The 23,885-nt window shown below is 52.6% G+C and carries 23 protein-coding genes and 3 other annotated features; of the genes, 22 read left to right on the top strand and 1 reads right to left on the bottom strand.

Annotated elements, in window-relative coordinates:
* Window positions 1-65: 65 nt before the first annotated feature.
* The 16 genes from coaE to NK662_RS02475 all read left to right on the top strand — a co-directional run bounded on the left by coaE (window position 66) and on the right by NK662_RS02475 (window position 15,369).
* Entirely contained in the window at window positions 66-671 is a 606-nt protein-coding gene (gene coaE, locus NK662_RS02550) for a dephospho-CoA kinase (RefSeq protein ID WP_254757032.1), read from the top strand.
* A 107-nt stretch (window positions 672-778) separates the two neighbouring features.
* Entirely contained in the window at window positions 779-1,807 is a 1,029-nt protein-coding gene (locus NK662_RS02545) for a glyceraldehyde-3-phosphate dehydrogenase (RefSeq protein WP_254757029.1), read from the top strand.
* A 335-nt stretch (window positions 1,808-2,142) separates the two neighbouring features.
* Window positions 2,143-2,532, top strand: a complete 390-nt coding sequence (gene speD, locus NK662_RS02540) for an adenosylmethionine decarboxylase (protein WP_368736049.1) — start codon at window positions 2,143-2,145, stop codon at window positions 2,530-2,532.
* 91 nt (window positions 2,533-2,623) lie between these two features.
* Window positions 2,624-3,025 (top strand): cytosolic protein, encoded by a 402-nt coding sequence (locus tag NK662_RS02535; RefSeq protein WP_254757025.1) that lies wholly within the window; start codon window positions 2,624-2,626, stop codon window positions 3,023-3,025.
* Between the two features lie 28 nt (window positions 3,026-3,053).
* Window positions 3,054-3,515 carry a transcriptional regulator NrdR gene (gene nrdR / locus NK662_RS02530; protein WP_254757023.1) on the top strand — a complete coding sequence of 154 codons (462 nt, stop codon included), beginning with the start codon at window positions 3,054-3,056 and terminating at the stop codon, window positions 3,513-3,515.
* A gap of 52 nt (window positions 3,516-3,567) precedes the next feature.
* Window positions 3,568-4,929: a replication initiation and membrane attachment family protein gene (locus NK662_RS02525; RefSeq protein WP_254757021.1), complete on the top strand. Its 1,362-nt coding sequence runs from the start codon at window positions 3,568-3,570 to the stop codon at window positions 4,927-4,929.
* Window positions 4,930-4,943: 14 nt separating this feature from the next.
* The gene (gene dnaI / locus NK662_RS02520; protein WP_254757020.1) at window positions 4,944-5,876 is read left to right on the top strand and encodes a primosomal protein DnaI; all 933 of its coding nucleotides are present in this window, start codon (window positions 4,944-4,946) and stop codon (window positions 5,874-5,876) included.
* Between the two features lie 181 nt (window positions 5,877-6,057).
* Complete coding sequence (gene ytxC, locus NK662_RS02515) at window positions 6,058-6,924, top strand: putative sporulation protein YtxC (protein ID WP_254757018.1); 867 nt, start codon at window positions 6,058-6,060, stop codon at window positions 6,922-6,924.
* 47 nt (window positions 6,925-6,971) lie between these two features.
* Window positions 6,972-7,185: a binding site (T-box leader), on the top strand.
* Between the two features lie 43 nt (window positions 7,186-7,228).
* Window positions 7,229-9,157: a threonine--tRNA ligase gene (thrS, locus tag NK662_RS02510; protein WP_254757016.1), complete on the top strand. Its 1,929-nt coding sequence runs from the start codon at window positions 7,229-7,231 to the stop codon at window positions 9,155-9,157.
* Between the two features lie 380 nt (window positions 9,158-9,537).
* Window positions 9,538-9,667 (top strand) — a sequence feature (ribosomal protein L20 leader region).
* A gap of 62 nt (window positions 9,668-9,729) precedes the next feature.
* On the top strand, window positions 9,730-10,236 hold the full coding sequence (infC, locus tag NK662_RS02505; RefSeq protein WP_254757014.1) for a translation initiation factor IF-3: 507 nt from the start codon (window positions 9,730-9,732) through the stop codon (window positions 10,234-10,236).
* Between the two features lie 22 nt (window positions 10,237-10,258).
* A complete protein-coding gene (gene rpmI / locus NK662_RS02500; RefSeq protein ID WP_254757012.1) occupies window positions 10,259-10,456 on the top strand; it encodes a 50S ribosomal protein L35 in 198 nt (65 codons plus the stop codon).
* Window positions 10,457-10,498: 42 nt separating this feature from the next.
* Window positions 10,499-10,858, top strand: coding sequence for a 50S ribosomal protein L20 (rplT, locus tag NK662_RS02495; RefSeq protein WP_254757010.1), 360 nt, complete (start codon window positions 10,499-10,501; stop codon window positions 10,856-10,858).
* Window positions 10,859-11,030: 172 nt separating this feature from the next.
* The gene (locus NK662_RS02490) at window positions 11,031-11,522 is read left to right on the top strand and encodes a dUTP diphosphatase (RefSeq protein ID WP_254757008.1); all 492 of its coding nucleotides are present in this window, start codon (window positions 11,031-11,033) and stop codon (window positions 11,520-11,522) included.
* Between the two features lie 51 nt (window positions 11,523-11,573).
* Window positions 11,574-12,659: a M42 family metallopeptidase gene (locus NK662_RS02485; RefSeq protein ID WP_254757006.1), complete on the top strand. Its 1,086-nt coding sequence runs from the start codon at window positions 11,574-11,576 to the stop codon at window positions 12,657-12,659.
* A 238-nt stretch (window positions 12,660-12,897) separates the two neighbouring features.
* Window positions 12,898-13,554: an HlyD family secretion protein gene (locus tag NK662_RS02480; protein WP_254757004.1), complete on the top strand. Its 657-nt coding sequence runs from the start codon at window positions 12,898-12,900 to the stop codon at window positions 13,552-13,554.
* Window positions 13,555-13,566: 12 nt separating this feature from the next.
* Window positions 13,567-15,369: a DHA2 family efflux MFS transporter permease subunit gene (locus NK662_RS02475; protein ID WP_254757002.1), complete on the top strand. Its 1,803-nt coding sequence runs from the start codon at window positions 13,567-13,569 to the stop codon at window positions 15,367-15,369.
* Between the two features lie 89 nt (window positions 15,370-15,458).
* On the opposite strand, the gene sspI is transcribed toward NK662_RS02475, so the two are convergent.
* The gene (gene sspI / locus NK662_RS02470) at window positions 15,459-15,665 is read right to left on the bottom strand and encodes a small acid-soluble spore protein SspI (protein WP_254757000.1); all 207 of its coding nucleotides are present in this window, start codon (window positions 15,663-15,665) and stop codon (window positions 15,459-15,461) included.
* Between the two features lie 84 nt (window positions 15,666-15,749).
* On the opposite strand from sspI, the gene NK662_RS02465 reads away from it, so the two are divergent.
* From NK662_RS02465 to NK662_RS02440, 6 genes are all read left to right on the top strand, one after another.
* Entirely contained in the window at window positions 15,750-16,499 is a 750-nt protein-coding gene (locus NK662_RS02465; RefSeq protein ID WP_254756998.1) for a TrmH family RNA methyltransferase, read from the top strand.
* Between the two features lie 46 nt (window positions 16,500-16,545).
* Window positions 16,546-16,776 (top strand) — a binding site (T-box leader).
* Between the two features lie 96 nt (window positions 16,777-16,872).
* Window positions 16,873-17,907 carry a phenylalanine--tRNA ligase subunit alpha gene (pheS, locus tag NK662_RS02460; RefSeq protein WP_254756996.1) on the top strand — a complete coding sequence of 345 codons (1,035 nt, stop codon included), beginning with the start codon at window positions 16,873-16,875 and terminating at the stop codon, window positions 17,905-17,907.
* Window positions 17,908-17,922: 15 nt separating this feature from the next.
* Window positions 17,923-20,343 (top strand): phenylalanine--tRNA ligase subunit beta, encoded by a 2,421-nt coding sequence (gene pheT / locus NK662_RS02455; RefSeq protein WP_254756994.1) that lies wholly within the window; start codon window positions 17,923-17,925, stop codon window positions 20,341-20,343.
* A gap of 208 nt (window positions 20,344-20,551) precedes the next feature.
* On the top strand, window positions 20,552-21,544 hold the full coding sequence (locus NK662_RS02450; RefSeq protein ID WP_254756992.1) for a thiamine pyrophosphate-dependent dehydrogenase E1 component subunit alpha: 993 nt from the start codon (window positions 20,552-20,554) through the stop codon (window positions 21,542-21,544).
* Window positions 21,545-21,613: 69 nt separating this feature from the next.
* Window positions 21,614-22,648 (top strand): alpha-ketoacid dehydrogenase subunit beta, encoded by a 1,035-nt coding sequence (locus NK662_RS02445; protein ID WP_254756990.1) that lies wholly within the window; start codon window positions 21,614-21,616, stop codon window positions 22,646-22,648.
* Between the two features lie 23 nt (window positions 22,649-22,671).
* Window positions 22,672-23,874 carry a dihydrolipoamide acetyltransferase family protein gene (locus tag NK662_RS02440; protein ID WP_254756988.1) on the top strand — a complete coding sequence of 401 codons (1,203 nt, stop codon included), beginning with the start codon at window positions 22,672-22,674 and terminating at the stop codon, window positions 23,872-23,874.
* Window positions 23,875-23,885: the final 11 nt, after the last annotated feature.

Here is a 23,885-nt window from a genome sequence, read left to right as displayed (position 1 = left end):
GTAGTGGGATAGACGTGGCCAATGGTTCACGTCTTATTTTTTGCAAGAATAAGGGGGAAACAGACATGGCACTTGTAGTGGGACTAACAGGCGGCATTGCCAGCGGAAAAAGCACCGTTTCGGCAATGCTGCGGGAGCAAGGCATTCCAGTCGTGGATGCGGATGTGATTGCGCGTGAAGTGGTGGAGCCGGGGAAGCCGGCTTATCGCGGCATTGCGGCCGCCTTTGGCGAAGACATTCTGCTGCCTGGCGGCGGGATTGACCGGGCCAAGCTAGGCGGCATCATCTTTCATGATGCCGGGAAACGGCAAGAGCTGAACAGCATTGTCCATCCAGCGGTGCGGGCGGAAATGCTGGCGCAGAAGGAAGCATACATACGGGAAGGGCGCGGCATTGTCGTGCTGGACATTCCGCTTCTATTTGAAAGCAAGCTCGAGTACCTGGCAGACCGCATTCTGCTTGTGTACGTGGACGAGGAAACGCAGCTGCAGCGGCTGATGCAACGGAACAGGCTGTCAGAAGAAGAGGCAAAGGCGCGCATTGCATCACAAATGCCGTTGGCGCAAAAAATTGTGATGGCGGACCACGTAATCAATAATAACGGTCCATTGATGGACACAAAAGCCCAATTGTTGCGCATTTTAGAGGACTGGCAGCAAGAAAAAGAATAAATTTTACAAATTGATGAAATTGTTTAGTGATTTTTCTTTCATTTGTGCTATACTGTTATTGGGAAACAGGAGAAATAGTATAACGCAATCAAGGGGGATAACTGCATATGATTCGTGTGGCAATTAACGGCTTCGGCCGCATCGGGAGAATGGTGTTCCGGCAGGCAATTAAGGAGAAGGCATTTCAGGTTGTAGCCATTAACGCAAGCTACCCGGCCGAAACGTTGGCACATTTAATCAAATATGATACAGTACACGGGAAATTTGCCGGCACGGTGGAGGCCTTCGAGGACCATCTGCTTGTGGACGGAAAAATGGTAAACCTGCTGAATCAGCGCAATCCGCTGGAGCTGCCTTGGAAGGAGCTTGGGGTGGACCTTGTTATAGAGGCGACAGGCAAGTTCAATTCCAAAGAAAAGGCAATCGCACATGTGGAGGCGGGGGCGAAGAATGTCATTTTGACAGCGCCCGGCAAAGAAGAAGATATTACGATCGTAGTGGGAGTAAACGATGATCAGCTTGATATTTCAAAGCATATTGTCATTTCCAATGCTTCTTGTACGACAAACTGCCTGGCGCCGATTGTGAAGGTGCTTGATGAGCAGTTCGGCATAGAGAACGGCTTGGTGACAACTGTGCATGCCTATACAAATGACCAGAATAATATTGACAATCCGCACAAGGATCTGCGCCGCGCCCGCGCTTGCGCCCAGTCCATCATTCCGACGACAACAGGCGCTGCGAAAGCGCTGTCAAAGGTGCTGCCGCATTTGAGCGGCAAACTGCACGGCATGGCGCTGCGTGTGCCGACGCCGAATGTGTCGCTTGTTGACCTTGTTGTGGATGTGAAGCGGGATGTAACGGCGGCAGATGTGAATGATGCTTTTCTGTCCGCTTCCAAGGGAGCGATGAAAGGAATCATTTCCTACTGCGAAGAGCCGCTCGTATCGGTTGACTTCAACACAGACCCGCATTCCGCCATCGTGGACAGCCTGTCCACCATGGTGATCGGCAGCCGCAAAATCAAAGTGCTTGCCTGGTACGACAACGAGTGGGGCTACTCCAGCCGTGTTGTGGATCTGGCGCGCATGGTTGCCGAACAATTTGCGGACCAGCAAAATGTACAGCATATCTGATGGAACAGCCCGGATGCATGCATCCGGGCTCTCTTCCTGTCTCGGTATCGGGCTGCGGAACGGGAGCGCCATCTTTCCGGAAATGCCTTTATAAGACAAAGACAATTGAAGGCGCCGGCGGGGCTGTTCTAAAAAGTATAAAAATATATTGCAAAAAACCCTCAAAAAACGTATACTATCTTTCGTGAACTGAAAAGCATAGGTGTAGTAGCTACTTAAAGGGTTAGGACCTCTTTGGACTAACTTTCCCCCGTGGTAGTCAAACGTGCCAATCGTGCGAATTAGTTTTCAACACCGATTAACTATGTAAAAGGGGGAACTATAGCATGCATACTATGGACACAATGGGTCGCCATGTAATTGCAGAACTATGGGGTTGCGATTTTGATAAGCTGAACGATATGCCTTACATTGAACAACTATTCGTGGACGCGGCACTGCGCTCTGGTGCAGAAGTGCGTGAAGTTGCATTCCACAAATTTGCACCACAAGGAGTAAGCGGAGTTGTTATTATCTCCGAGTCTCACTTGACAATCCACAGCTTCCCGGAGCACGGCTATGCGAGCATCGACGTATACACTTGCGGCGACCGCATTGACCCGAATGTAGCAGCTGACTACATCGCAGAAGGCCTGGGCGCCAAAACACGCGAAAGCATTGAACTGCCGCGCGGAACTGGCAGCTTTGAAATTAAGAAGCGCAGCGAGAACGCAAAAGTTCTTTAAAAAACTTTCAAAACGATAATAATTGCTTTAAAATGTAAAGAGGTGTACATACACCTCTTTTTAATTTGCATTTGGACGCAGGGGTGAGCACATGGGGCTGGTACAAAATATAAAGGGATTCTTCTCGACTCACGCTGAAACAACGGACACACACCGCGATGAAGGCTTGAGAAGCCGTTATTATAAAACAAACAAGCAGAATGCCATGAAGGCGGTGGAGGAGCTGCTGCGGGGCATGAAAGGGATGAAAATCACTTCCGTGTCCGAAGAACGCGGAGAAATTAGTGTGCAGACCATAGCTCCGAAGAAGGCGCTGGTCATTGTGACCGTGATTACGATCCGCCCGTTTGAAACAGCGGTGGATTTCTCTGTTTCCTCCGAGACGGCGCTGCCGACCGACTTCGGCTTCAGCAGAAAGCTGGTGCTTGAGCTGTACCGCCAGCTGGACAAGCAGCTTGTGTTTGTCGGAACCGGTCTTGGCCAAAAATTATAATACGCTGCATTGACGGGAGAGTGAAGAAATGCGTTGTCCAACTTGTTTTCATAATGGTACGAGAGTTTTGGATTCCCGTCCGGTGGAGGAGGGCCGCTCAATCCGCCGCCGCCGCGAATGTGAAAGCTGCTCCTATCGCTTCACGACCTTTGAACGTGTGGAGGAACCGCCGCTCGTTGTCGTGAAGAAGGAGGGTACGCGTGAAGAGTTCAGCAAGGATAAAATTCTGCGCGGGCTGATCAAGGCGTGTGAGAAGCGCCCGGTCGCGCTGAAGCAGCTGGAGGACATCGTGCAGCACGTGGAACGCGAGCTGCGCAACAATGGCTCCTCGGAAGTGAAGAGTGAAGCTGTCGGCGAAATGGTGATGGAGGAGCTGCGCGGTCTCGATGACGTTGCGTATGTGCGGTTTGCTTCTGTGTATCGGCAGTTTAAAGATTTGAATGTGTTCATTGATGAATTGAAGGATTTGCTGCAAAAAGAGCGGAAGTAGACAGCAGGGCTGCTTCGCTCTTTTTGTCCATTTATTGAAAGGAGGGCGGCTTATGGAACGGAGGGCTTGGATGGATTTGCTCCCTGTGGACAGCTATCGTGTCCGTACAAGCGGGCTGCTGCATGGCTATGACCGAAAAGTGATGACAATGCTGTATCAGCCTCTGATCGGCAGTGCGGCATTCAGCTTGTATATGACACTATGGAGTGAGCTGGAGCAGGGCGGACAGGATGTAACCCATCATTCCCTGATGCTCAGCATGCATATGAGCTTGCCTGATATCCTGCGGGAGCGCCGCAAGCTCGAAGGAATTGGGCTGTTGAAGGTATATATGAAAAAGGAGCCGGAAAGCCGGCAATTTCTGTATGAACTGCAGCCGCCCCTTACTCCAAGGCAGTTTTTTGATGATATCGTCCTGAATATTTTTTTGTTCAATCGCCTGGGCGGCAAGAAGTATCAGCAGGTAAAGCAATATTTTGCGGCGGATGAACCGGGTTTTGCGGGCTATGAGGATGTAACCAGTTCTTTCAATGATGTGTTTCAGACGTTGACGCCGGGGCAGTTTGCGAGTGCGCAGCAGGAGATTCCGCAGCCGCGCCTGCTTCTGTCAGACCGGGCGGAAGCACAGGCGCCGGAGCTGTTTCATGATTTCTTTGACTTCCCGTTATTTTTGCAGGGGGTTTCCAATCTTCTGCCGGGCCACATGTTTACGGATGAAGTCAAAGCTGTCATTGTGAAGCTGGCATATGTGTACAGCATCAGTACGACAACCATGAAGGATGTTGTGCTTGGCTCGCTCGGAGCATATGGGGACATTGATATTGAACTGCTCCGCAAGAATGCGCGCGACTGGTATCAGGTGAGCCATGGCGGCAAGCTGCCGGCCTTCGTGGATCTGGTGCAGCCTGCAGCGGAGCGCAGTATGGAAGGGAAAACCCCGAATTCACAAGAGGAGGAGCTGATTCAGCATCTGGAGCGGATTTCGCCGCGGCAGCTGCTGGCTGATTTGGCAGGCGGGGCTGAACCGCCGCTTGCGGATCTGCAGGTGATCGAAGAAATTATGATCAGCCAGCAGCTGCCGGCGGGTGTGGTGAACGTGCTGATTCAGTACGTCATGCTGAAAACAGATATGAAGCTGTCCAAAGCCTATATGGAGAAAATTGCCGGGCACTGGGCGAGAAAGAAGGTGCGGACGGTGCGGCAGGCCATGGAGCTGGCCAAGAAGGAGACGCAGCAGTACCAGAAGTGGGCGGAAACGAAGCAAACCAATCCAAAGAGAAGCACGGGCCGGAAGACGAAGCTGCCGAAGGCGATCGCGAAGAAGGAAGCGTCTGCGGAGCCGGAGCTGAATGAGGCGGAATTGGAAGCGGAACGGCGCCGTCTGGAGGAAATGATGAAGGAATATGATATTTAAGGCGGTGAGAGGATATGGAGCATATCGGGCAGGCGCTGGCCCGTCTGGCGCAGAATCAGGGCTTTATGAAGCAGTATGAAGAAATGAAGCGGCAGGTGATGCAGCATCCGTACATTCAGCAATTCGTCCGGGAGAATGAAGAAGTGACAACAAGCATGCTGGAGCGCAATCTCGGCACGTTGTACGAATACATCGGACAAAGCGTGGAGTGTCAGGGCTGCGAGAGCTTGGAGGGCTGCAAGAATATTTTACCGGGCTACCATCCGCACCTGCGTGTCCGCGGGAAGGCCATTGATCTGCAGTACGAACGTTGTCCGCGCAAGGTGATGGATGATGAGAAGAGACAGCAGGAGTCTTTGATTCAAAGCCTGTACATGCCGAAGGAAGTGGCATCCGCCACGATGCAGGAGGTGCTGGGATTTGACCATCGCCGGATTGGGGCAGTGAAGGCGGCTGCTGATTTCCTGAAGGAATATGAGCCGGGAAAACGGCAGAAGTCGTTATATTTGTATGGGAATTTTGGCGTCGGCAAAACATACATTCTTGGCGCGGTTGCCAACGGATTGGCAAAGAAGGGCGTGCCATCCATGCTTGTGTATCTGCCGGACTTCCTGCGGGAAATTAAAGGCTCCATCGGGGATAACACGATGAACAGCAAGATTGAGAAGGTGAAACGGGTGCCTGTGCTCATGCTCGATGATATTGGGGCAGAGGGTATGTCCAGCTTTGTGCGGGATGATGTGCTGGGATCCATTTTGCAGTTTCGTATGCTGGAGAACCTGCCGACCTTTTTTACCTCCAATCTGGACTTTGAGGAGCTGGAGGATCATTTCGCGTTCACGCAGCGCGGTGATGAAGAGCGGGCCAAGGCAAGACGCATTATGGAGCGCATTAAATATTTGGCGGTGCCGGTCGAGGTGCGCGGCATCAATCATCGGGAGGGATAGCGGAGGCTTTCCCTTCCTTTTTTATGCTGCTGCTGGGGTTGGCTTCCTGCCAGAACCTCCCTTCTGGAAGCCGAACAAGCCGGCTGCGCTTTTCTTGGTTTGTCAACCCCTTCTTGTATCATGTTTTGGACATTTTAGTCATATACATGGAACAGGTGACGACCTTAAAGGGGGGACAAAAGTGATCGAAATCCATTTTGAAGAAGAGCACGAGGCGAAAATTGTGTACGAGCACATCATGGCCGGCACGCGCAGGCAAGGGAGCGCGGCCGATGTGCAGATGAGCGCGAAAACCGTGACAGTGCATGTTCCTGCGGCCGAAGAGCGGTACGTAGCTGACATAGTCATTCCAAGCCTGGTTCGGTTCATCCTGGAGGTGAAGGAGAACCAGTGGCTTTTGTCCATACTGCGGGAGGCCTTCTATTTCGAGGATCCTGAGGAGCAGCAGCAAATCATACATATTATTCATTCCATTTTGGATGGGGAGCGGCAGGATATCCCCGGGCTTGCCGGGGAGTCCACGCGGACGGAGCTCTTGCTGCACTCCCTGCAGGACGTGGTGTGCGGCCCTGTGTCTTTTTCCTTCCAGTCCTACACCATGTTCCGGCTGAAGGAGTACACGGCCTATCTGTCGTATCTTGTGGAGGCGGCAATTGACGAGTATAAGCTGGAGCAGGAGTATCAGACCTTTGTGGAAACGCTGCGCCAAATCATCGGCAGACGGAAGGCCCGTTTGTCAGTGCTTCACCTTGTCCACGACGGCAGCTTCCTGTTTTATGATGAGAAGGGCACCCGCCTGACACAGGATCGGCTCCTTCAGTATATTGATGAAAGCATTGTCCATACTAGAGGCATGTACATCGATGCCAATGTGATTGCGCCGCTTTTGGCCATTTCGCCGGGCACCATTCATCTGTATACTGCACATGTAGACCATAACATGGTCATCACCATCCGCAATGTGTTTCAGGAACGGGTAAAGCTGTATCATGTACATGAATTCCCAAAATTTCACGGAATTTGCGAAAAAGGGCGCTTGCTCCCTTGATTTTCGAAAATGTTCCGCATATAATTACCTACATACTACCCATATCCAAATCAGTTATGATAAGGACATGAGCGCTTTTTACGATTCTCAGAGAGGGAGGCCTTCGGCTGCGAGCTTCCCAATACGGAAAAGCTGCTTACCGCCTTTGAACTTCAGCAGTGAAAGAATAGTAATTGCTGACGGCCATCACCGTTATTGACACTTGAGCGCCATTCGTGGCGGAACAAGGGTGGAACCACGAGACCAACACTCGTCCCTTTTTTGGGGGACGGGTGTTTTTTATTTTGTAAAGGAGTTGAAAAGTATGGCAGACATTAAAATCACATTCCCGGATGGAGCTGTAAAGGAGTTCCCGGCCGGCACAACAACTGAAGACATCGCCGCTTCCATCAGCCCGGGGCTGAAGAAAAAAGCTGTGGCAGGGAAGCTGAATGATACACTGGTTGACCTTCGCACACCGATTCATGAGGATGGCCGCATTGCCATCATTACATTGGATTCCCAGGATGGCCTGGAGATTTTGCGGCACTCCTCCGCGCATATTCTGGCGCAGGCGCTGAAGCGCTTGTATAAGAATGTGAAGCTGGGCATTGGCCCGGTGATCGAGAATGGCTTCTATTATGATGTGGATTTGGAGGAGCCGATTACAGCAGAGGACCTGCCGAAGATTGAAAAGGAAATGGAGCGCATCATCAAGGAGAACCTGGATATCGTGCGCCATGAAGTAAGCCGTGACGAGGCGGTCCGCCGTTATGAAGAAATCGGCGACAACCTGAAGCTGGAGCTGATTCAGGATATCCCGGCTGACCAAACGCTGTCCATCTATGAGCAGGGCGAATTCTTCGACCTGTGCCGCGGCGTGCATCTGCCGTCCACTGGCAAGGTAAAGGCCTTCAAGCTGCTGAGTGTCGCGGGTGCCTACTGGCGTGGCGACAGCAAAAACAAAATGCTGCAGCGCATTTATGGTACTGCGTTTGCGAAGAAGGAAGAGCTGGATGAGCATCTGCGCCTTCTTGAGGAAGCGAAGGAACGCGACCACCGCAAGCTGGGCAAAGAGCTGAAGCTGTTCACAAACTCACAAAAGGTGGGACAAGGTCTGCCGCTGTGGCTGCCAAAGGGTGCGACAATCCGCCGTGTCATTGAGCGTTACATCGTCGACAAGGAAGTGGCGCTTGGCTACGACCACGTGTATACACCAGTAATGGGAAGCGTGGATCTGTATAAGACTTCCGGCCACTGGGAGCACTACCAGGACGGCATGTTCCCGCCAATGGAAATGGACAACGAGCAGCTGGTGCTGCGTCCGATGAACTGCCCGCACCACATGATGGTGTATAAGCAGGACATCCACAGCTACCGCGAGCTGCCAATCCGCATTGCCGAACTTGGCACGATGCACCGCTATGAAATGTCCGGCGCCCTGTCCGGTCTGCAGCGTGTGCGCGGCATGACGCTGAACGACGCGCACATCTTCGTCCGTCCGGATCAGATTAAAGAAGAGTTCATCCGCGTTGTCCGCCTGATTTTGGAAGTATACAAGGACTTCGGCATGGAGGACTATTCCTTCCGCCTGTCCTACCGCGACCCTGCGGATACAGAGAAGTACTACAATGATGATGACATGTGGAACAAGGCGCAGGCGATGCTGAAGGAAGCAATGGATGACCTCGGCTTCCCGTACTACGAAGCAGAAGGCGAAGCGGCCTTCTATGGTCCGAAGCTGGACGTACAGGTGCGTACAGCGCTTGGCAAGGATGAGACACTGTCTACAGTACAACTGGACTTCCTGCTGCCTGAGCGCTTTGACCTGACATATGTGGGCGAAGACGGCAAGCCGCACCGCCCGGTTGTGATTCACCGCGGCGTTGTATCCACAATGGAACGCTTTGTAGCCTTCCTGATCGAAGAATACAAAGGTGCGTTCCCGACATGGCTGGCGCCGGTGCAGGCACAGGTGATCCCGGTTTCTCCGCATGTGCATTTGGACTATGCGAAGCGTGTGCAGGATGAACTTCGCCAGGCAGGCGTCCGTGTGGAGCTGGATACTCGCGATGAAAAGATCGGCTATAAAATCCGTGAGGCACAAATGCAAAAGATTCCGTACATGCTCGTTGTCGGCGACAACGAGGTGCAAAGCGAAGGTGTGAACGTGCGCAAATACGGCGAGCAGAAGTCCGAGACAATGCCGCTGGCAGCGTTTGTTGATATGATTGCGAAGGAAGCAAAGCGATAAGGTGAGAGAGGCTGCTGGGTGCAGCCTCTTTTTTAGGTATAAAACAAATACATGGAGGATCGGCACAAAAAGCAGGGAAACGGAACAATTACTTTTCGTGGTTTTGAGGCGGTGGAACAATCTTTTTCAGAAATGCAACAATCCCTAAAGGCCGGTAATTCGGAAGCTGCAGAAATGGAGCAAAAGCGTCGGTTTCACACGAAAAATGGCTGCAGTCCGCAAAAATCCCCATAAAAAGCCAGAGAGTTTTCTTGCAAAAAACTATTGCCACCCCTGTATATCTCTGATACAATACTTTTTGTTGTCATATTTATGAAACGCTAACTTGACAGATCATTATGTATTGTGATATCCTTTCTAAGGAAATTGAATACGAACTTGAGCACAAGAAGAGGCACCCGCTTCTCACCTGAACGACGCCAAGAGCAGTTGACAGGTCAGATGAACAGTAACGCAATCGTTGAACGGTTACAGTGTGGGTGCAGTATGTGCCCGCACTTTTTTATTTGCGGTGCGATGCTCCCGGCGTATTCCCCACAAAACCTTGGAGGTGGCTTACTATTAGCAAGGACATGATGATTAACGAGCAGATTCGTGCTCGTGAGGTGCGATTAGTTGGTGCTAACGGCGATCAATTAGGAATTAAATCCCGTCAAGAAGCAATGGAAATAGCTGCGCAAGTGAACCTGGACCTCGTAATGGTTGCTCCGACTGCGAAACCGCCTGTATGCCGCATTATGGACTACGGCAAGTTCCGCTTCGAGCAGCAGAAGAAGGAAAAGGAAGCGCGCAAGAACCAAAAGATTATTAGCATTAAGGAAGTCCGTCTCAGTCCAACGATTGATGAACATGATTTCGATACAAAGCTGCGCAACGCAATCAAGTTTCTGGAGAAAGGCGATAAGGTAAAAGCGTCCATCCGTTTCAAAGGCCGTGCAATTACGCACAAGGAAATCGGGCAGCGCGTACTGGACCGTTTCTCAGAAGCTTGTAAAGAAGTCAGCACAGTAGAGTCTGCGCCGCGTATGGATGGCCGCAGTATGTTCCTGGTGCTGGCACCGAAAAACGAGAGCAAGTAATCGCTAGAGGAGGAAAACCCACATGCCAAAGCAAAAAACTCACCGTGGCGCTGCAAAGCGTTTCAAGAAGACAGGATCTGGTAAACTGAAGCGTTCCCACGCTTACACAAGCCACTTGTTCGCAAACAAATCTACTAAAGCGAAGCGCCACCTGCGCAAAGCAGCAGTAGTAAGCGCTGGAGACTTCAAGCGCATCCGTCAAATGCTTGACACAATGTAATACACAACGGGCTTAACATAGATTATCTAGGAGGTAAATACAATGCCAAGAGTTAAAGGCGGTACAGTTACTCGCGCACGTCGCAAAAAAGTTCTTAAATTAGCTAAAGGTTTCTACGGTTCCAAACATACACTATTCAAGGTTGCTAACCAGCAGGTTATGAAATCCCTGCTGTACGCATTCCGCGACCGTCGCCAGAAGAAGCGCGACTTCCGCAAGCTTTGGATCACTCGTATCAACGCGGCAGCTCGCATGAACGGCCTGTCCTACAGCCGTCTGATGCACGGCCTGAAGCTGGCTGGCATCGAAGTAAACCGCAAGATGCTTGCTGACCTGGCTGTAACGGACGCAGCTGCATTCGCACAGCTGGCTGATGCTGCAAAGCAAGGCTTGAACAAGTAATAACACAAAAGCTGACCGGCTTCGGTCGGCTTTTTTTATTTCTCTTTACCTGGCCGCCCTGCAGGGCTATACTATGTCTCATAGTAAAACAAAACAATGTCCTGAAAAATATCTTTTCAAGCAAATAAGCAAAATGTTACAGTACACACGAAACCTATAGGGGGAATGAACCATGGATTTATTACATTTATTTAAATTGCAAAAGGAACTGGATGAGCGGATTTTACGGGAGCACGGCCTGGAGCCGAAGAAGCTGCTGAAGGAAAAAATGCTGGCGCTGCTGGTGGAAGTGGGCGAACTGGCGAATGAGACACGCTGCTTCAAGTATTGGAGCAACAAACCGTCGTCTGAACGCAGCGTCGTGCTGGAGGAGTATGTGGACGGGCTGCACTTTATTCTATCAATCGGCATTGATCTGGGCGTAGATAAGAATTTCTTATTTTACAAATGCGCAGAAACAGATACAACAACTGTGCAGGTATTTCTAGATGCCTACAGCAAGATTATCCGATTCCAGGAGCAGCCGTCCATTACAAACTATATTGAACTGTTCACCAGCTATCTCCGTCTCGGCCAAACCTTGGAATTCTCCCAGGACGAAATTGAACAGGCGTATCTCGCAAAGAACGAAGTGAATCATGAACGCCAAACACAAGGCTATTAATCCATAATAGCCTTGTGTATAATGGAAGAGACAGGAAAAGGAGGATAAGCCATGACAAATTGGGATGACACACTATCCATGCTGAAGGACCTTACCGATGCTAAAGGCGTTTCCGGCTTTGAGAGAGAGCCGCGCGACGTGATGAAGCGATACATAACACCTTATGCGGACGAAGTAAGCACAGACAATCTGGGCAGCCTGGTTGCAAAAAAGGTGGGCGATGGCAACGGTCCGAAAATTATGGTGGCCGGCCACTTGGATGAAGTGGGCTTCATGGTGACACAGATTGATGAAAAAGGATTTATCCGCTTCCAGACAGTCGGCGGCTGGTGGTCACAGGTCATGCTGGCCCAGCGCGTGACGATTGTGACAAGGGATGGGGATCTCACGGGGGTCATCGGCTCCAAGCCGCCGCATATCCTGCCGGTGGAAGCGCGCAAGAAGCCGGTTGACATTAAGGACATGTTCATCGATATCGGTGCGGCAAGCAAAGAGGAGGCCATGGAATGGGGCGTGCGTCCGGGTGACCAAGTGGTGCCGTACTTTGAATTCCAGGTCATGAAAAACGAAAAAATGCTGCTTGCCAAGGCTTGGGATAACCGCATTGGCTGCGCAATTGCCATTGATGTACTGAAGCATTTGAAGAATGAACAGCATCCAAACATTGTCTATGGTGTCGGCACAGCCCAAGAGGAAGTCGGCCTGCGCGGCGCAAAGACATCTGCCAACTATATTCAGCCTGACCTCGCATTCGCCGTGGACGTGGGCATTGCCGGAGACACGCCGGGTGTGACGGAGAAGGAAGCGCAGGGGAAAATGGGCAAAGGCCCGCAAATCGTTCTGTATGATGCGACGCACGTAGGACATAAAGGGCTGCGGGATTTTGTTGTGGGTGTGGCAGATGAGTTGCAGATCCCATACCAATACGATGCGATTCCGGGCGGCGGTACGGATGCGGGTGCCATCCATGTCACGATGCATGGGGTGCCGTCCATTTCCATCGGGATTGCCACGCGCTATATCCACTCCCATGCGGCAATGCTGCATCGCGATGATTATGAAAACGCGGTAAAGCTGATTGTGGAAGTCATCAAACGTCTGGATACGCAGACTGTTCATAATCTGACATTTGATTAAGAAAAACAGCTGAAGGATGTCTCCTTCAGCTGTTTTTCTTGTGTTTCCGCATATTTCCTTGCATCTTCCCCAAACAAAACAGTTGCACTTTTTGCCCAGCCGCAATATCATATTGTCTTGTAATTCATGTTATAAATATTTTATATACGTTAATCTTTGAGGGGGGATAACGAAATACGTTTTGTCAGATTTTGAAGCATACTAAAAAGAAAAGTAAAGAAAAGAAAGGACGAGTCAAATGAACTCAGTACGCAGACTATTTTTTGTCAACATCATCACGCTTCTCATCTTAGTGGGCGGCGGCTTTCTCGGCTATTACTACTACAATCAATCCGAGAACTATTTAAAAACGGATAATGCCAAAATTGACGGAAAAGCAATTCCGATTGCTTCGCCTGTATCCGGCAAGCTGGTGCAATGGACTGCCGCCAATGGCAAGAATTACAATACCGGCGATAAAGTCGGGGAAGTGCAAACACAAACAGCAACAGGCCAGCTGGTTACTGCTGATGTAACAGTGCCTGCCAACTCTACAGTGGTACAATCCAGCGCGACTGAAAATACATTTGTCGCTGCAGGCTCTCCGCTTGCCTATGCCTTTGACATGGGCAACCTGTACGTAACAGCCAATATTAAAGAGACAGATATCGACGAAGTACAGAAAAATCAGGAAGTAGACGTGTATGTTGATGCATATCCGGACACAACACTGACAGGCCATGTGGAGCAAATCGGCATGACAACTGCCAATACCTTCTCACTGCTGCCATCCGGCAATGCAACAGCCAACTATACAAAGGTAACACAAGTTGTTCCTGTGAGAATTTCTTTGGACCACAACAAGTCAGTCAACATCGTGCCGGGCATGAACGTAACAGTCCGCATTCATAAGTAAGGGGGGAGGGGCATGTCCTCAACAATCATTGCAGTCTATGCGCTCTTTTGCGTGCTTGTGTTTGCAGCTGTGAACCTGATGCTGCGCCGCCGCAAGCCGGACGCTTTGCTGCAGGAGAACGGGCAGACGGAACCGGCTGCTCCGGCTTTGCCGCAAGAGCGCATGGAGCAGGAGCCGGTGACCGCGGCAGCTATTGCAGCGGATCCGGAGCCGCCGGTGCAAGAGGAGCAGGTCGCCATTCCGACACCTGAGCGGGCAGCCAAGCAGCCCGCTGCCGCTCCTCCGGCTTTCAGTGTGCGTGCCGTACTGACAGTATTGATTCTTGGCATGTTTGTTTCCATCCTGAATCAGACCGTCATCAACGTCGCCCTGCCGACACTCATTAACGAATTTAACGTATCCACTGCCACTGCACAGTGGCTTTCCACCGGCTTTATGCTGGTGAACGGCATTCTGGTGCCAATCAGCGCCTATCTGATTCAAACCTTTACGTACCGCAAGCTGTTCCTGGCAGCCATGGCCTTTTTCACAGTCGGTTCTGTGATTTGCGCCATCGCGGCCAATTTCCCGATTATGATGACAGGTCGGGTGGTGCAGGCCGTCGGCGCCGGCATTCTGATGCCGGCCGGCATGAACATTTTCATGACCTTGTTCCCGCCGGAAAAACGCGGCTCTGCCATGGGGATGCTCGGGATTGCCATGATTTTGGCCCCGGCAATCGGACCGACCATTGCTGGCTGGCTCGTACAGAACTACACATGGAACATTATGTTTTACGCGATGTTTGCAATTGGAGCCATTATATTCGGACTTGCGCTGCGCTTCTTTACACTGGCCCAGCCGTTGTCCAAGCCAAAATTTGATCTGCCTGGCGCCATGTTGTCGTCCATCGGTCTTGGCAGCCTCTTGTATGCCTTCAGTGAAGCCGGCAACAAAGGCTGGGACAGCACCGAAGTGGATGTAACAATGGCCATCGGGATTATCGGCTTGATTGCTTTCATCTGGTGGGAGCTGACAGCGGAAACGAAGCTGCTGGATTTGACCATCTTTAAGATTCCGGCGTTTTCCTTTACCTTGTTCATCAACCTGATTATTACGATGGCTTTGTTCGGAGGGATGCTGCTGCTGCCGGTATATCTGCAGTCCATTCGCGGATTCACCCCAATTGACTCCGGACTGCTGCTTCTGCCGGGCTCGCTGATCATGGGCCTCATGGGGCCGATTGCCGGCAAGCTGTTTGACAAGTATGGCATCAGGCCGCTCGCTGTCTTTGGCCTGATTCTCATGACATATGGAACGTATGAATTTACGCAGCTGTCCATGGATACATCCTATACGACTATTCTCGGCATTTACGTTCTTCGTTCCTTCGGTATGGCGTTTATCATGATGCCGATTATGACAGCCGGCATGAATGCTTTGCCGATGAATAAAATTTCACACGGCACAGCTTCCCAGAACACGCTGCGTTCCGTGGCAGGGGCAATTGGAACGGCGATTCTTGTTACCATCATGACAAGACAGACGACGTTCCATACGGCAGACTATGCAAATGCCTTGACAACCACAGATCCAATTACCGCAGGCCAATTTGGCCATTTGGCACAGGTAACCACGGCCCTGGCAGGCGGCTCTGCCCAGACCGGCAACGCCCTTGGCGTCATGTCATTGTATGGCCAGGTTTCCAAGCTGTCCGCCATCAACGGCATCAATGATGCCTTCTGGGTTGCGACAGTGCTGTCAGGCATTGCATTGGTGCTGTCCTTCTTCCTGCATCCGGGCAACCGCGTGCAGCGTCCAAGCAAGAAAGCATAAAAAGGCAGGTGCGTTTGCACCCGCCTTTTTTATTGTGTATCCGCATGATGCCGAAAAATAAAAAAGCGCCGGACCTGGCGCTTTTTTGCTTACTTCAGTCCGCCCTCAAGCGTCTGCAGAATATGCTGCTGCTCGGTTGTGCCCGCATTTTGCCAGAGAACCTCAAATAAGACACCCAGCCCCGGCAGCATTTTTTCCTCACCGCTTTGGATGGCATCCATAATGGTTGCGCGCAGCTGATCCTGTGAATTGCCGCTTACATTTGCAATGACAGCGTTCCGTAAATTAAAATTCATATGTACACCTCCATGAAAATAAAAAACCGTACTGCCATTATTGTGCGTGAACGCTACGGAAATATACGAGAGCGAGGAAGATATATGAAGAGAATTGATTCGCCGCAAAACGCGCGCGCGAAGCAGTGGAAGAAGCTGCTGACGAAGAAGGAACGGGACAAGAGCGGTTTATTTCTGGTTGAGGGCTTTCATCTGGTGGAGGAAGCCCTGAAGGCGGATGTCGTGCGCGAGCTGATCATCAGCGAAAGCGTTGAAGTGCCGCACGGCTGGGACACAAGAAATGCTGAGCTGTATCTTGTGTCAGAAGCATTGGCAAAGGGGCTGAGCGATACAGAAGCGCCGCAGGGCATCTTCGCTGTTTGCGGGAAGCCGGAGGCGGATATACTGGTACAGGATGGACGGTTCCTGCTGCTCGACGGAGTGCAGGATCCCGGCAACCTTGGCACGATGATCCGCACAGCGGATGCCGCGGGGCTGACAGCCGTTATTCTGGGCGAGGGCACAGTGGACCTCTATAACAGCAAGGTGCTCCGTTCCACACAAGGCTCGCTGTTTCATCTGCCTGTAATCAAAGGCCGGCTTGAGGATTGGGTACATAAGCTGCGCGACAATGGGGTGGCGGTGTACGGGACAGCCCTGGAGGGGGCGGTTCCATTTACGGAAGCACCCGCAGGCGGAAGCTTTGCGCTAATCATGGGCAATGAAGGAAGCGGTGTGCGCCCGGAGCTGCTCGGAGAGTGTGACCGCAGCCTGTATATTCCCATCCACGGGGCGGCTGAATCCTTGAATGTGGCCGTCGCGGCAGGAATTTTGACATATTATTTGCGGGGTTAGGTTGCCAATTCGCAAGAAAGTTCCTATAATAAGTAAAAGTGAAAGATGAAAAGCGTTGATGGAGAAGAGTAGCTTATGAAGCAGCATACAGGGAGAGGGTGCCGTGACTGGAAGCACCTTTATGATGGCTGTAAGTGAATTCACCTCCGGAGCTGCCGCCGGGACCATTTGAAGGAATGTAAAGGCGCGCCGGCGAACAGCCGTTATTTGCACAAAGCGGGCAGGCATGCGTCTGCCAACTAGGGTGGTACCGCGAGACACAAAGCTCGTCCCTTTTTGGGATGGGCTTTTTATTATGGAGAAGTAAGGATGGTTTGGGGGAGAGTGTCCAGCTCCCGCGGTCCGCTTTTCCAACTACATAGGAGGGTTTTTCATGGAAGCACGTTTACAAGAGCTGCAGCAGGAAGCACTTGCGAAGATTGAAGCCGCAAGCGAACTGAAGGAGCTGAATGACGTCCGCGTGGCGTATTTGGGCAAAAAAGGACCGATTACAGAGGTATTGCGCGGCATGGGGCAATTGTCCGCGGAAGAGCGTCCGCGCATGGGCGCGCTTGTGAATGAAGTGCGCGAAGCGATTCAGAGCCGTCTGGAGGAAAAGGTGGCGCAGCTGGAGCAGGCAGTCATTGAACAAAAATTGGCCGCTGAGACAATTGATGTAACATTGCCTGGCCGTCCGGTGCAAACAGGCTCGCATCATCCGCTGACAGCCGTGATTGAAGAAATTGAAGACTTGTTCATCGGCATGGGCTATGAGATTGCCGAGGGTCCGGAAGTCGAGAAGGACTACTACAACTTTGAAGCGCTGAATCTGCCAAAGGGCCATCCGGCGCGCGATATGCAGGATTCCTTCTATATTACAGACGAAGTGCTGCTGCGTACGCACACCTCTCCGGTACAGGCACGAACAATGGAAAAGCAGGGCGGCAAAGGCCCAATCAAGATCATTTGCCCGGGCAAAGTGTACCGCCGCGATGATGACGATGCGACGCATTCCCATCAGTTCATGCAAATTGAGGGTCTTGTGATTGATAAAAACATCCGTATGAGCGACCTGAAAGGCACGCTGCAGACGTTTGCGAAGAAGATGTTCGGTGACGAGCGCGAAATCCGCCTGCGCCCAAGCTTCTTCCCATTCACAGAACCGTCTGTTGAGATGGACATCTCCTGCATGATGTGCCACGGCAAAGGCTGCGGCACGTGCAAGGGCACTGGCTGGATTGAGATTTTGGGTGCCGGCATGGTGCATCCGAATGTACTGCGCATGGCTGGCTACGACCCGGCAGAGTACCAGGGCTTCGCATTTGGTATGGGTCCGGAACGGATTGCCATGCTGAAATACGGTGTGGATGATATCCGCCATTTCTATACAAACGACGTACGCTTCTTACAGCAGTTCAAACGAGCGTAACAGGGAGGGAAAATCATGTTCGTATCTTATAAATGGTTACAGGAATATGTGGAGTTGGACGGCATCAGCCCGGAAAAGCTGGCTGATCTCATCACCAAAGCCGGGATTGAAGTGGAAAGCGTACAGCCGCTGAATCAGGGTGTTACCAACGTTGTGGTTGGCTATGTGATGGAGCGTGAAAAGCATCCGGAGGCTGACAAGCTGAGCAAGTGCCTGGTGGACGTGGGCGAAGACGAGCCGGTACAAATCATCTGCGGCGCGAAAAACGTGGCACAGGGGCAGAAGGTCGCGGTTGCCAAGGTTGGCGCGAAGCTTCCGGGCGGTTTGAAAATTAAGAAGGCAAAGCTGCGCGGCGAAGTATCCCAAGGGATGATTTGCTCCCTGCAGGAGCTTGGCATTGAAGGCAAGCTCGTGCCAAAGGAATACGCTGAAGGCATTTTCGTGTTCCCTGGCGATACAGAGGTAGGCGCGGACGCGCTGGAGCAGTTGAATCTGGATGACGCCATTCTGGAGCTTGGCCTGACGCCAAACCGCGCAGACTGCTTAAATATGCTGGGCGTTGCCTACGAGGTAGCTGCAATTCTCGGCCGTGACGTGAAGCTGCCGGCAGGCGACCTGCATGAAACGAATGAGAAAGCGGCTGACTACATCAAGGTGGCAGTGGAGGCGAAGGAGCAAAACCCGCTGTACATTGCCAAAGTCGTCAAGAACGTAAAAATCGGCACATCCCCGCTTTGGATGCAGACGCGCCTGATGGCAGCCGGCGTCCGTCCGATCAACAATGTGGTTGATATTACAAACTACATTCTGATGGAATACGGCCAGCCGCTGCACGCGTTCGATTACGACAAGCTCGGCTCCAAAGAGATTCTTGTCCGTCTGGCACAGGAAGGCGAAGAGATTGAAACATTGGACGGCAATAAGCGTACGCTGAAGGCAGATCACCTTGTCGTCACAAACGGATCACAGCCGGTGGCAGTTGCCGGTGTGATGGGCGGTGCGAACTCTGAGGTGGATGAGAACACAGTGAACGTCCTCATTGAGTCTGCTTACTTCACAGGCGCAGCCATCCGCAAGGCCTCCAAAGACCTTGGCCTGCGCAGCGAAGCAAGCACGCGTTATGAAAAGGGCATCGATCCGGCCCGCACCTTTGAAGCAGCTCAGCGTGCGGCAGCGCTGATGGCCAAGTATGCCGGTGGTGAAGTGCTGGAAGGCGTGGTGGAAGCTGACCACTTGAACCTGAAAGAGCAGCAGGTTTCTGTTTCCGTTGAAAAAATCAATGGTGTGCTGGGCACCGCCATTACAGCTCCTGAAGTGGCTGCTATTTTCACTAACCTGAAGTTCCCGTTTGGCGAAGCGGAAGGCACATTCCAGGTGAGTGTACCGACACGCCGCCCGGACATCACCATTCCGGAGGATCTGGTGGAGGAAGTGGGCCGCCTGTATGGCTATGACCATATCCCGGCTACGCTGCCGGTGGCGGAAACAACGCGCGGCAAGCTGTCCGCCCGTCAGATGAAGCGCCGCACTGTGCGCCGTTACCTGGAAGGTGCGGGCTTGTATGAAGCCATCACGTATTCCCTGACTAGCGCGGAGAAAGCAAAGCAATATGCCGTGAAGGAAACGGCACAGGAGCCCATCCGCCTGGCGCTGCCGATGAGCGAAGAGCGCAGCCAGCTGCGTCTGAGCCTCGTTCCGCACTTGCTTGAAGCTGTATCCTATAATAACGCCCGCAAAATCGACAACGTGGCGCTGTACGAGGTAGGCTCTGTGTTCCTGCCGACAGAAGCCAGCGAACTGCCGAAGGAAGAGCAGCATCTCGCAGGTGTCCTGACAGGCTTGTTCCTGAATCATCCATGGCAGGGCGAGAAGAAGGCCGTAGACTTCTACGTGGCGAAGGGCATCCTCGAGGGCCTGTTTGACACGCTTGGCGTGGCAGACCGCATTGCGTATAAGGCTGGCAAGCGCGATGGCATGCATCCGGGCCGCACGGCGAGCATCCTGCTCGAAGGCGAAGAAATCGGCTTTATCGGGCAGGTGCACCCGGAAGTACAAAAGCAAATGGACCTGAAGGAAACCTATGTATTCGAGCTGTCCCTGGCGGCTGTATTTGGCACAGACGTGCCGGAAGTGAAGTACACAAGCATTCCTCGCTTCCCGTCCATGACACGCGATATGGCGATTGTTGTGGCACAGGATGTGCTCGCAGGCGATGTGCGCAGCACAATCGTTGCGGCCGGCGGACCATTGCTGAAGGATGTGGCGCTGTTTGACCTGTATCAGGGCGACAAGATGGAGGCAGGCAAGAAGTCTCTGGCATTCTCCCTGCGCTATTTCGATCCGGAGCGCACGCTTACAGATGAAGAAGTGACTGAAGCGCACAACCGCGTGCTGCAGGCAGTGGCTGAGCAGTTTGGAGCGGAATTGCGTAAATAATAGAAGAAAGGCAGGAAGTGAGGCACTTCCTGCTTTTTCTATTTTCTGTATGACTGTACAAAATGAGACAAAACGGGACAGTTGTCCCATTTTGTCTCATTTTTTTATCTGGGCAAAGCTGTTTTGCCTGCTGCTTCAATCTTTTTTAAGTTGGCACGGTACTTGCAATAACTAGGGTGAGGACAAAAAAGATAGGGGGCTGAAAAGGATGGAGACGACGCAAAGCAAGGAAACGTTGCTGACACAGGAGAAGGCTCGTTGGATGTATCAAAAGATGCTGGAAATCCGCAAGTTTGAGGACAAGGTGCATGAGAAGTTTGCGCAGGGCATTCTGCCGGGCTTCGTGCATCTCTATGCCGGCGAGGAAGCGGTGGCTGTCGGGGTATGCGCGCATTTAACGGATGAGGACAGCATCACAAGCACACATCGCGGACATGGCCATTGTATCGCCAAGGGCTGTGATTTGAATGGCATGATGGCGGAGATCTACGGCAAGGCGACCGGTCTGTGCAAAGGAAAAGGCGGCTCCATGCATATTGCCGACCTCGATAAAGGAATGCTTGGCGCAAACGGCATTGTTGGCGGCGGTTTTCCGCTTGCATGCGGTGCAGCGCTGACAGCCAAGTACAAAAAGACAAACAATGTAAGCGTTTGCTTCTTTGGGGATGGGGCAAGCAACCACGGCACATTTCATGAGGGCATCAATCTGGCTGCCATTTGGAAGCTGCCGGTCGTATTCATTGCGGAAAACAATGGCTATGCGGAATCCACGCCGTTTGAATATGCATCCGGCTGTAAAACGATTGCGGACCGGGCCATCGGCTATGGCATACCGGGCATCCGTATAGACGGCAAGGACGTGCTGGCTGTGTACCAGGCGGCAGAGGAAGCCGTGCAAAGAGCGCGCCGCGGCGAAGGGCCGACGCTGATTGAGTGCATCACCTATCGCAACTACGGCCACTTTGAGGGAGATGCCCAGAAGTATAAAACAGAACAAGAGAAGAAAGAGCATACGAATGAAAGAGATGCAATCGCTCTGTTCAGAAGCCATTTGCTGTCTCAGCAGCTGCTGGCGGAGCAGGAGGTTATCGGACTCGAGAACGCTGTGGAGCAAGCGGTGGAGCAGGCAGTGAAGTTCAGTGAAGACAGCCCGTATCCGGATGCGGACGATCTGCTGTCAGACGTGTACGTATCGTATTAATGGCTACATGCCCTTCCTCGTCCAGAGGAAGGGAGCTGTTCCTATATTCTAAAAAAGGGGGAGAACGGGATGACAAGAAAGCTAAGCATGTCTGCTGCGATCAATGAGGCGATGAAGCTTGCGATGAGAAAGGATGAGAACGTCATTTTGCTCGGGGAGGACGTCGCGGGCGGCGCGCAGGTCGACCACCTGCAGGACGATGAGGCATGGGGCGGCGTACTCGGGGTGACAAAGGGGCTCGTACAGGAATTCGGACGCGAGCGGATTTTGGATACGCCGATTGCCGAAGCCGGCTATATGGGAGCTGCGATGGCGGCAGCCTCAACAGGGCTGCGTCCGATTGCCGAGCTCATGTTCAACGATTTCATTGGCAGCTGCTTGGATGAGGTGCTCAATCAAGGAGCGAAATTCCGCTACATGTTCGGCGGAAAGGCGCAGGTGCCGATTACCATCCGTACGATGCATGGTGCGGGCTTCCGGGCGGCGGCACAGCACTCACAAAGCTTATATGCGCTGTTCACAAGCATTCCGGGGCTGAAGGTTGTCGTGCCGTCTACACCGTACGATGCGAAGGGGCTGCTGCTGGCTGCCATTGAAGATAATGACCCGGTTGTGTTCTTCGAGGATAAGACGCTGTACAACATGGTGGGAGAAGTGCCGGAAGGATATTATACGATTCCTCTGGGCAAAGCAGAAGTGAAGCGGGCCGGCTCTGATTTAACAGTTGTAGCAATCGGCAAGCAGGTTCACACTGCCTTGGCAGCGGCCGCACAGCTTGCAGCCAAGGGCATTGAGCTGGAGGTCATTGACCCGCGCAGCCTGTCCCCGCTAGATGAAGATACCATTTTGGCATCCGTGGAGAAAACAGGCCGTCTCATTGTTGTGGACGAAGCCAATCCGCGCTGCAGCATCGCAACGGATATCGCGGCATTGGTTGCCGATAAGGGCTTTGACACACTGGATGCGCCAATCAAACGCATCACTGCGCCGCATACGCCGGTTCCATTCTCTCCTTCGCTTGAGGACCTGTATCTGCCTACACCGGAAAAGGTTGTGGAGGCGGTATCCGAGCTGCTGGGCGACACAACGCTGCTGAACGTATAAGTTGCAAAAAGGGGGAGAACGGGATGGCTGTAGAAATGGTAATGCCGAAGCTGGGGATGGCCATGAAGGAAGGCACAGTCTCCATCTGGCATAAGCAGGCTGGCGACACTGTCACAAAGGGTGAACCGGTTGCCAGCATTAATTCCGAAAAAATTGAAATGGAGCTGGAGGCGCCGGCAGACGGCGTCCTGTTGGATATTATCGTATCGGAGGGGCAGGGCGTCCCTCCTGGTACGGTCATTTGTTATATCGGCCAGGCGGGCGAGCAAGTGGCCGCTCCGAAGCAGAAGCAGCCGGCAGCGGCAGAGGCCGCTGCTGCGGTTGCGGAAGTGCAGCGGGAGCAGGAAGCGCCTGCACCGCTATCTGTAAGACAGAAGGCGAAAATCTCGCCGGTGGCCCGTAAAATGGCGGAGGAGGCCAACCTCGACATTAGTAAAATTACCGGCACAGGGCCGGGCGGGCGGATTACGAAAGAGGATGTGCAAAAGGCAATGGAGGAAGCGGCTGCACCGGCAGCGGCACAGCCTGCGGCGGAGGAGGTGCGGCGCACCCCTGTCACCGGCATGCGCCAGGTGATTGCCCGGCGGATGCAGGAAAGCCTGCAGACGAGCGCGCAGCTGACCCTTACGACAAAAGCCGATGTGACCGATTTACTGGCGCTGCAGCGGCAAATTGCCGAACCTGCACAAGCGCATCGTGATGCAAAGCTGACCGTAACCGATTTTATCGCCCGTGCCGTTGTTCTCTCGCTGCAGCAGCATAAAGAGATGAACAGCGCCTATATCAATCAGGAGATTCACGTGTTCGACTCCGTCCATCTTGGCGTGGCTGTCGCGCTGGAAAAAGGCCTGGTTGTGCCGGTGATCCGCAATGCCCAGGACAGCACGCTGGTGGATCTATCGAAGCAGATGAAGGAAGCAGCGCTCCGGGCGCGGCAAGGACAGCTTGGGACGGATGAAATGACGGGCTCCACGTTCACCATCAGCAACCTCGGGGCCTATGATGTGGAGCATTTCACGCCAATTTTGAATGCGCCGGAAACGGGCATCCTCGGTGTCGGCTCCGCGTACGACGCGCCTGTCTATAAGGGAGAGGAGCTGCAGCGGAGAACGCTGCTGCCGCTGAGCTTGACATTTGATCACCGCGTATTGGACGGGGCGCCGGCTGCGGCATTTTTACGCACGGTAAAGCTGCATCTGGAAACCCCGGTTCTCATGCTGCTGTAAAAAGGAAGGTG

Origin of the sequence: Ectobacillus ponti (assembly GCF_024294785.1) — a bacterium.
Lineage (GTDB): Bacteria > Bacillota > Bacilli > Bacillales > Bacillaceae_G > Ectobacillus > Ectobacillus ponti.
The sequence above is the reverse complement of the archived record's forward strand: the minus strand, read 5'-3'. Positions and strand labels throughout refer to the sequence as shown.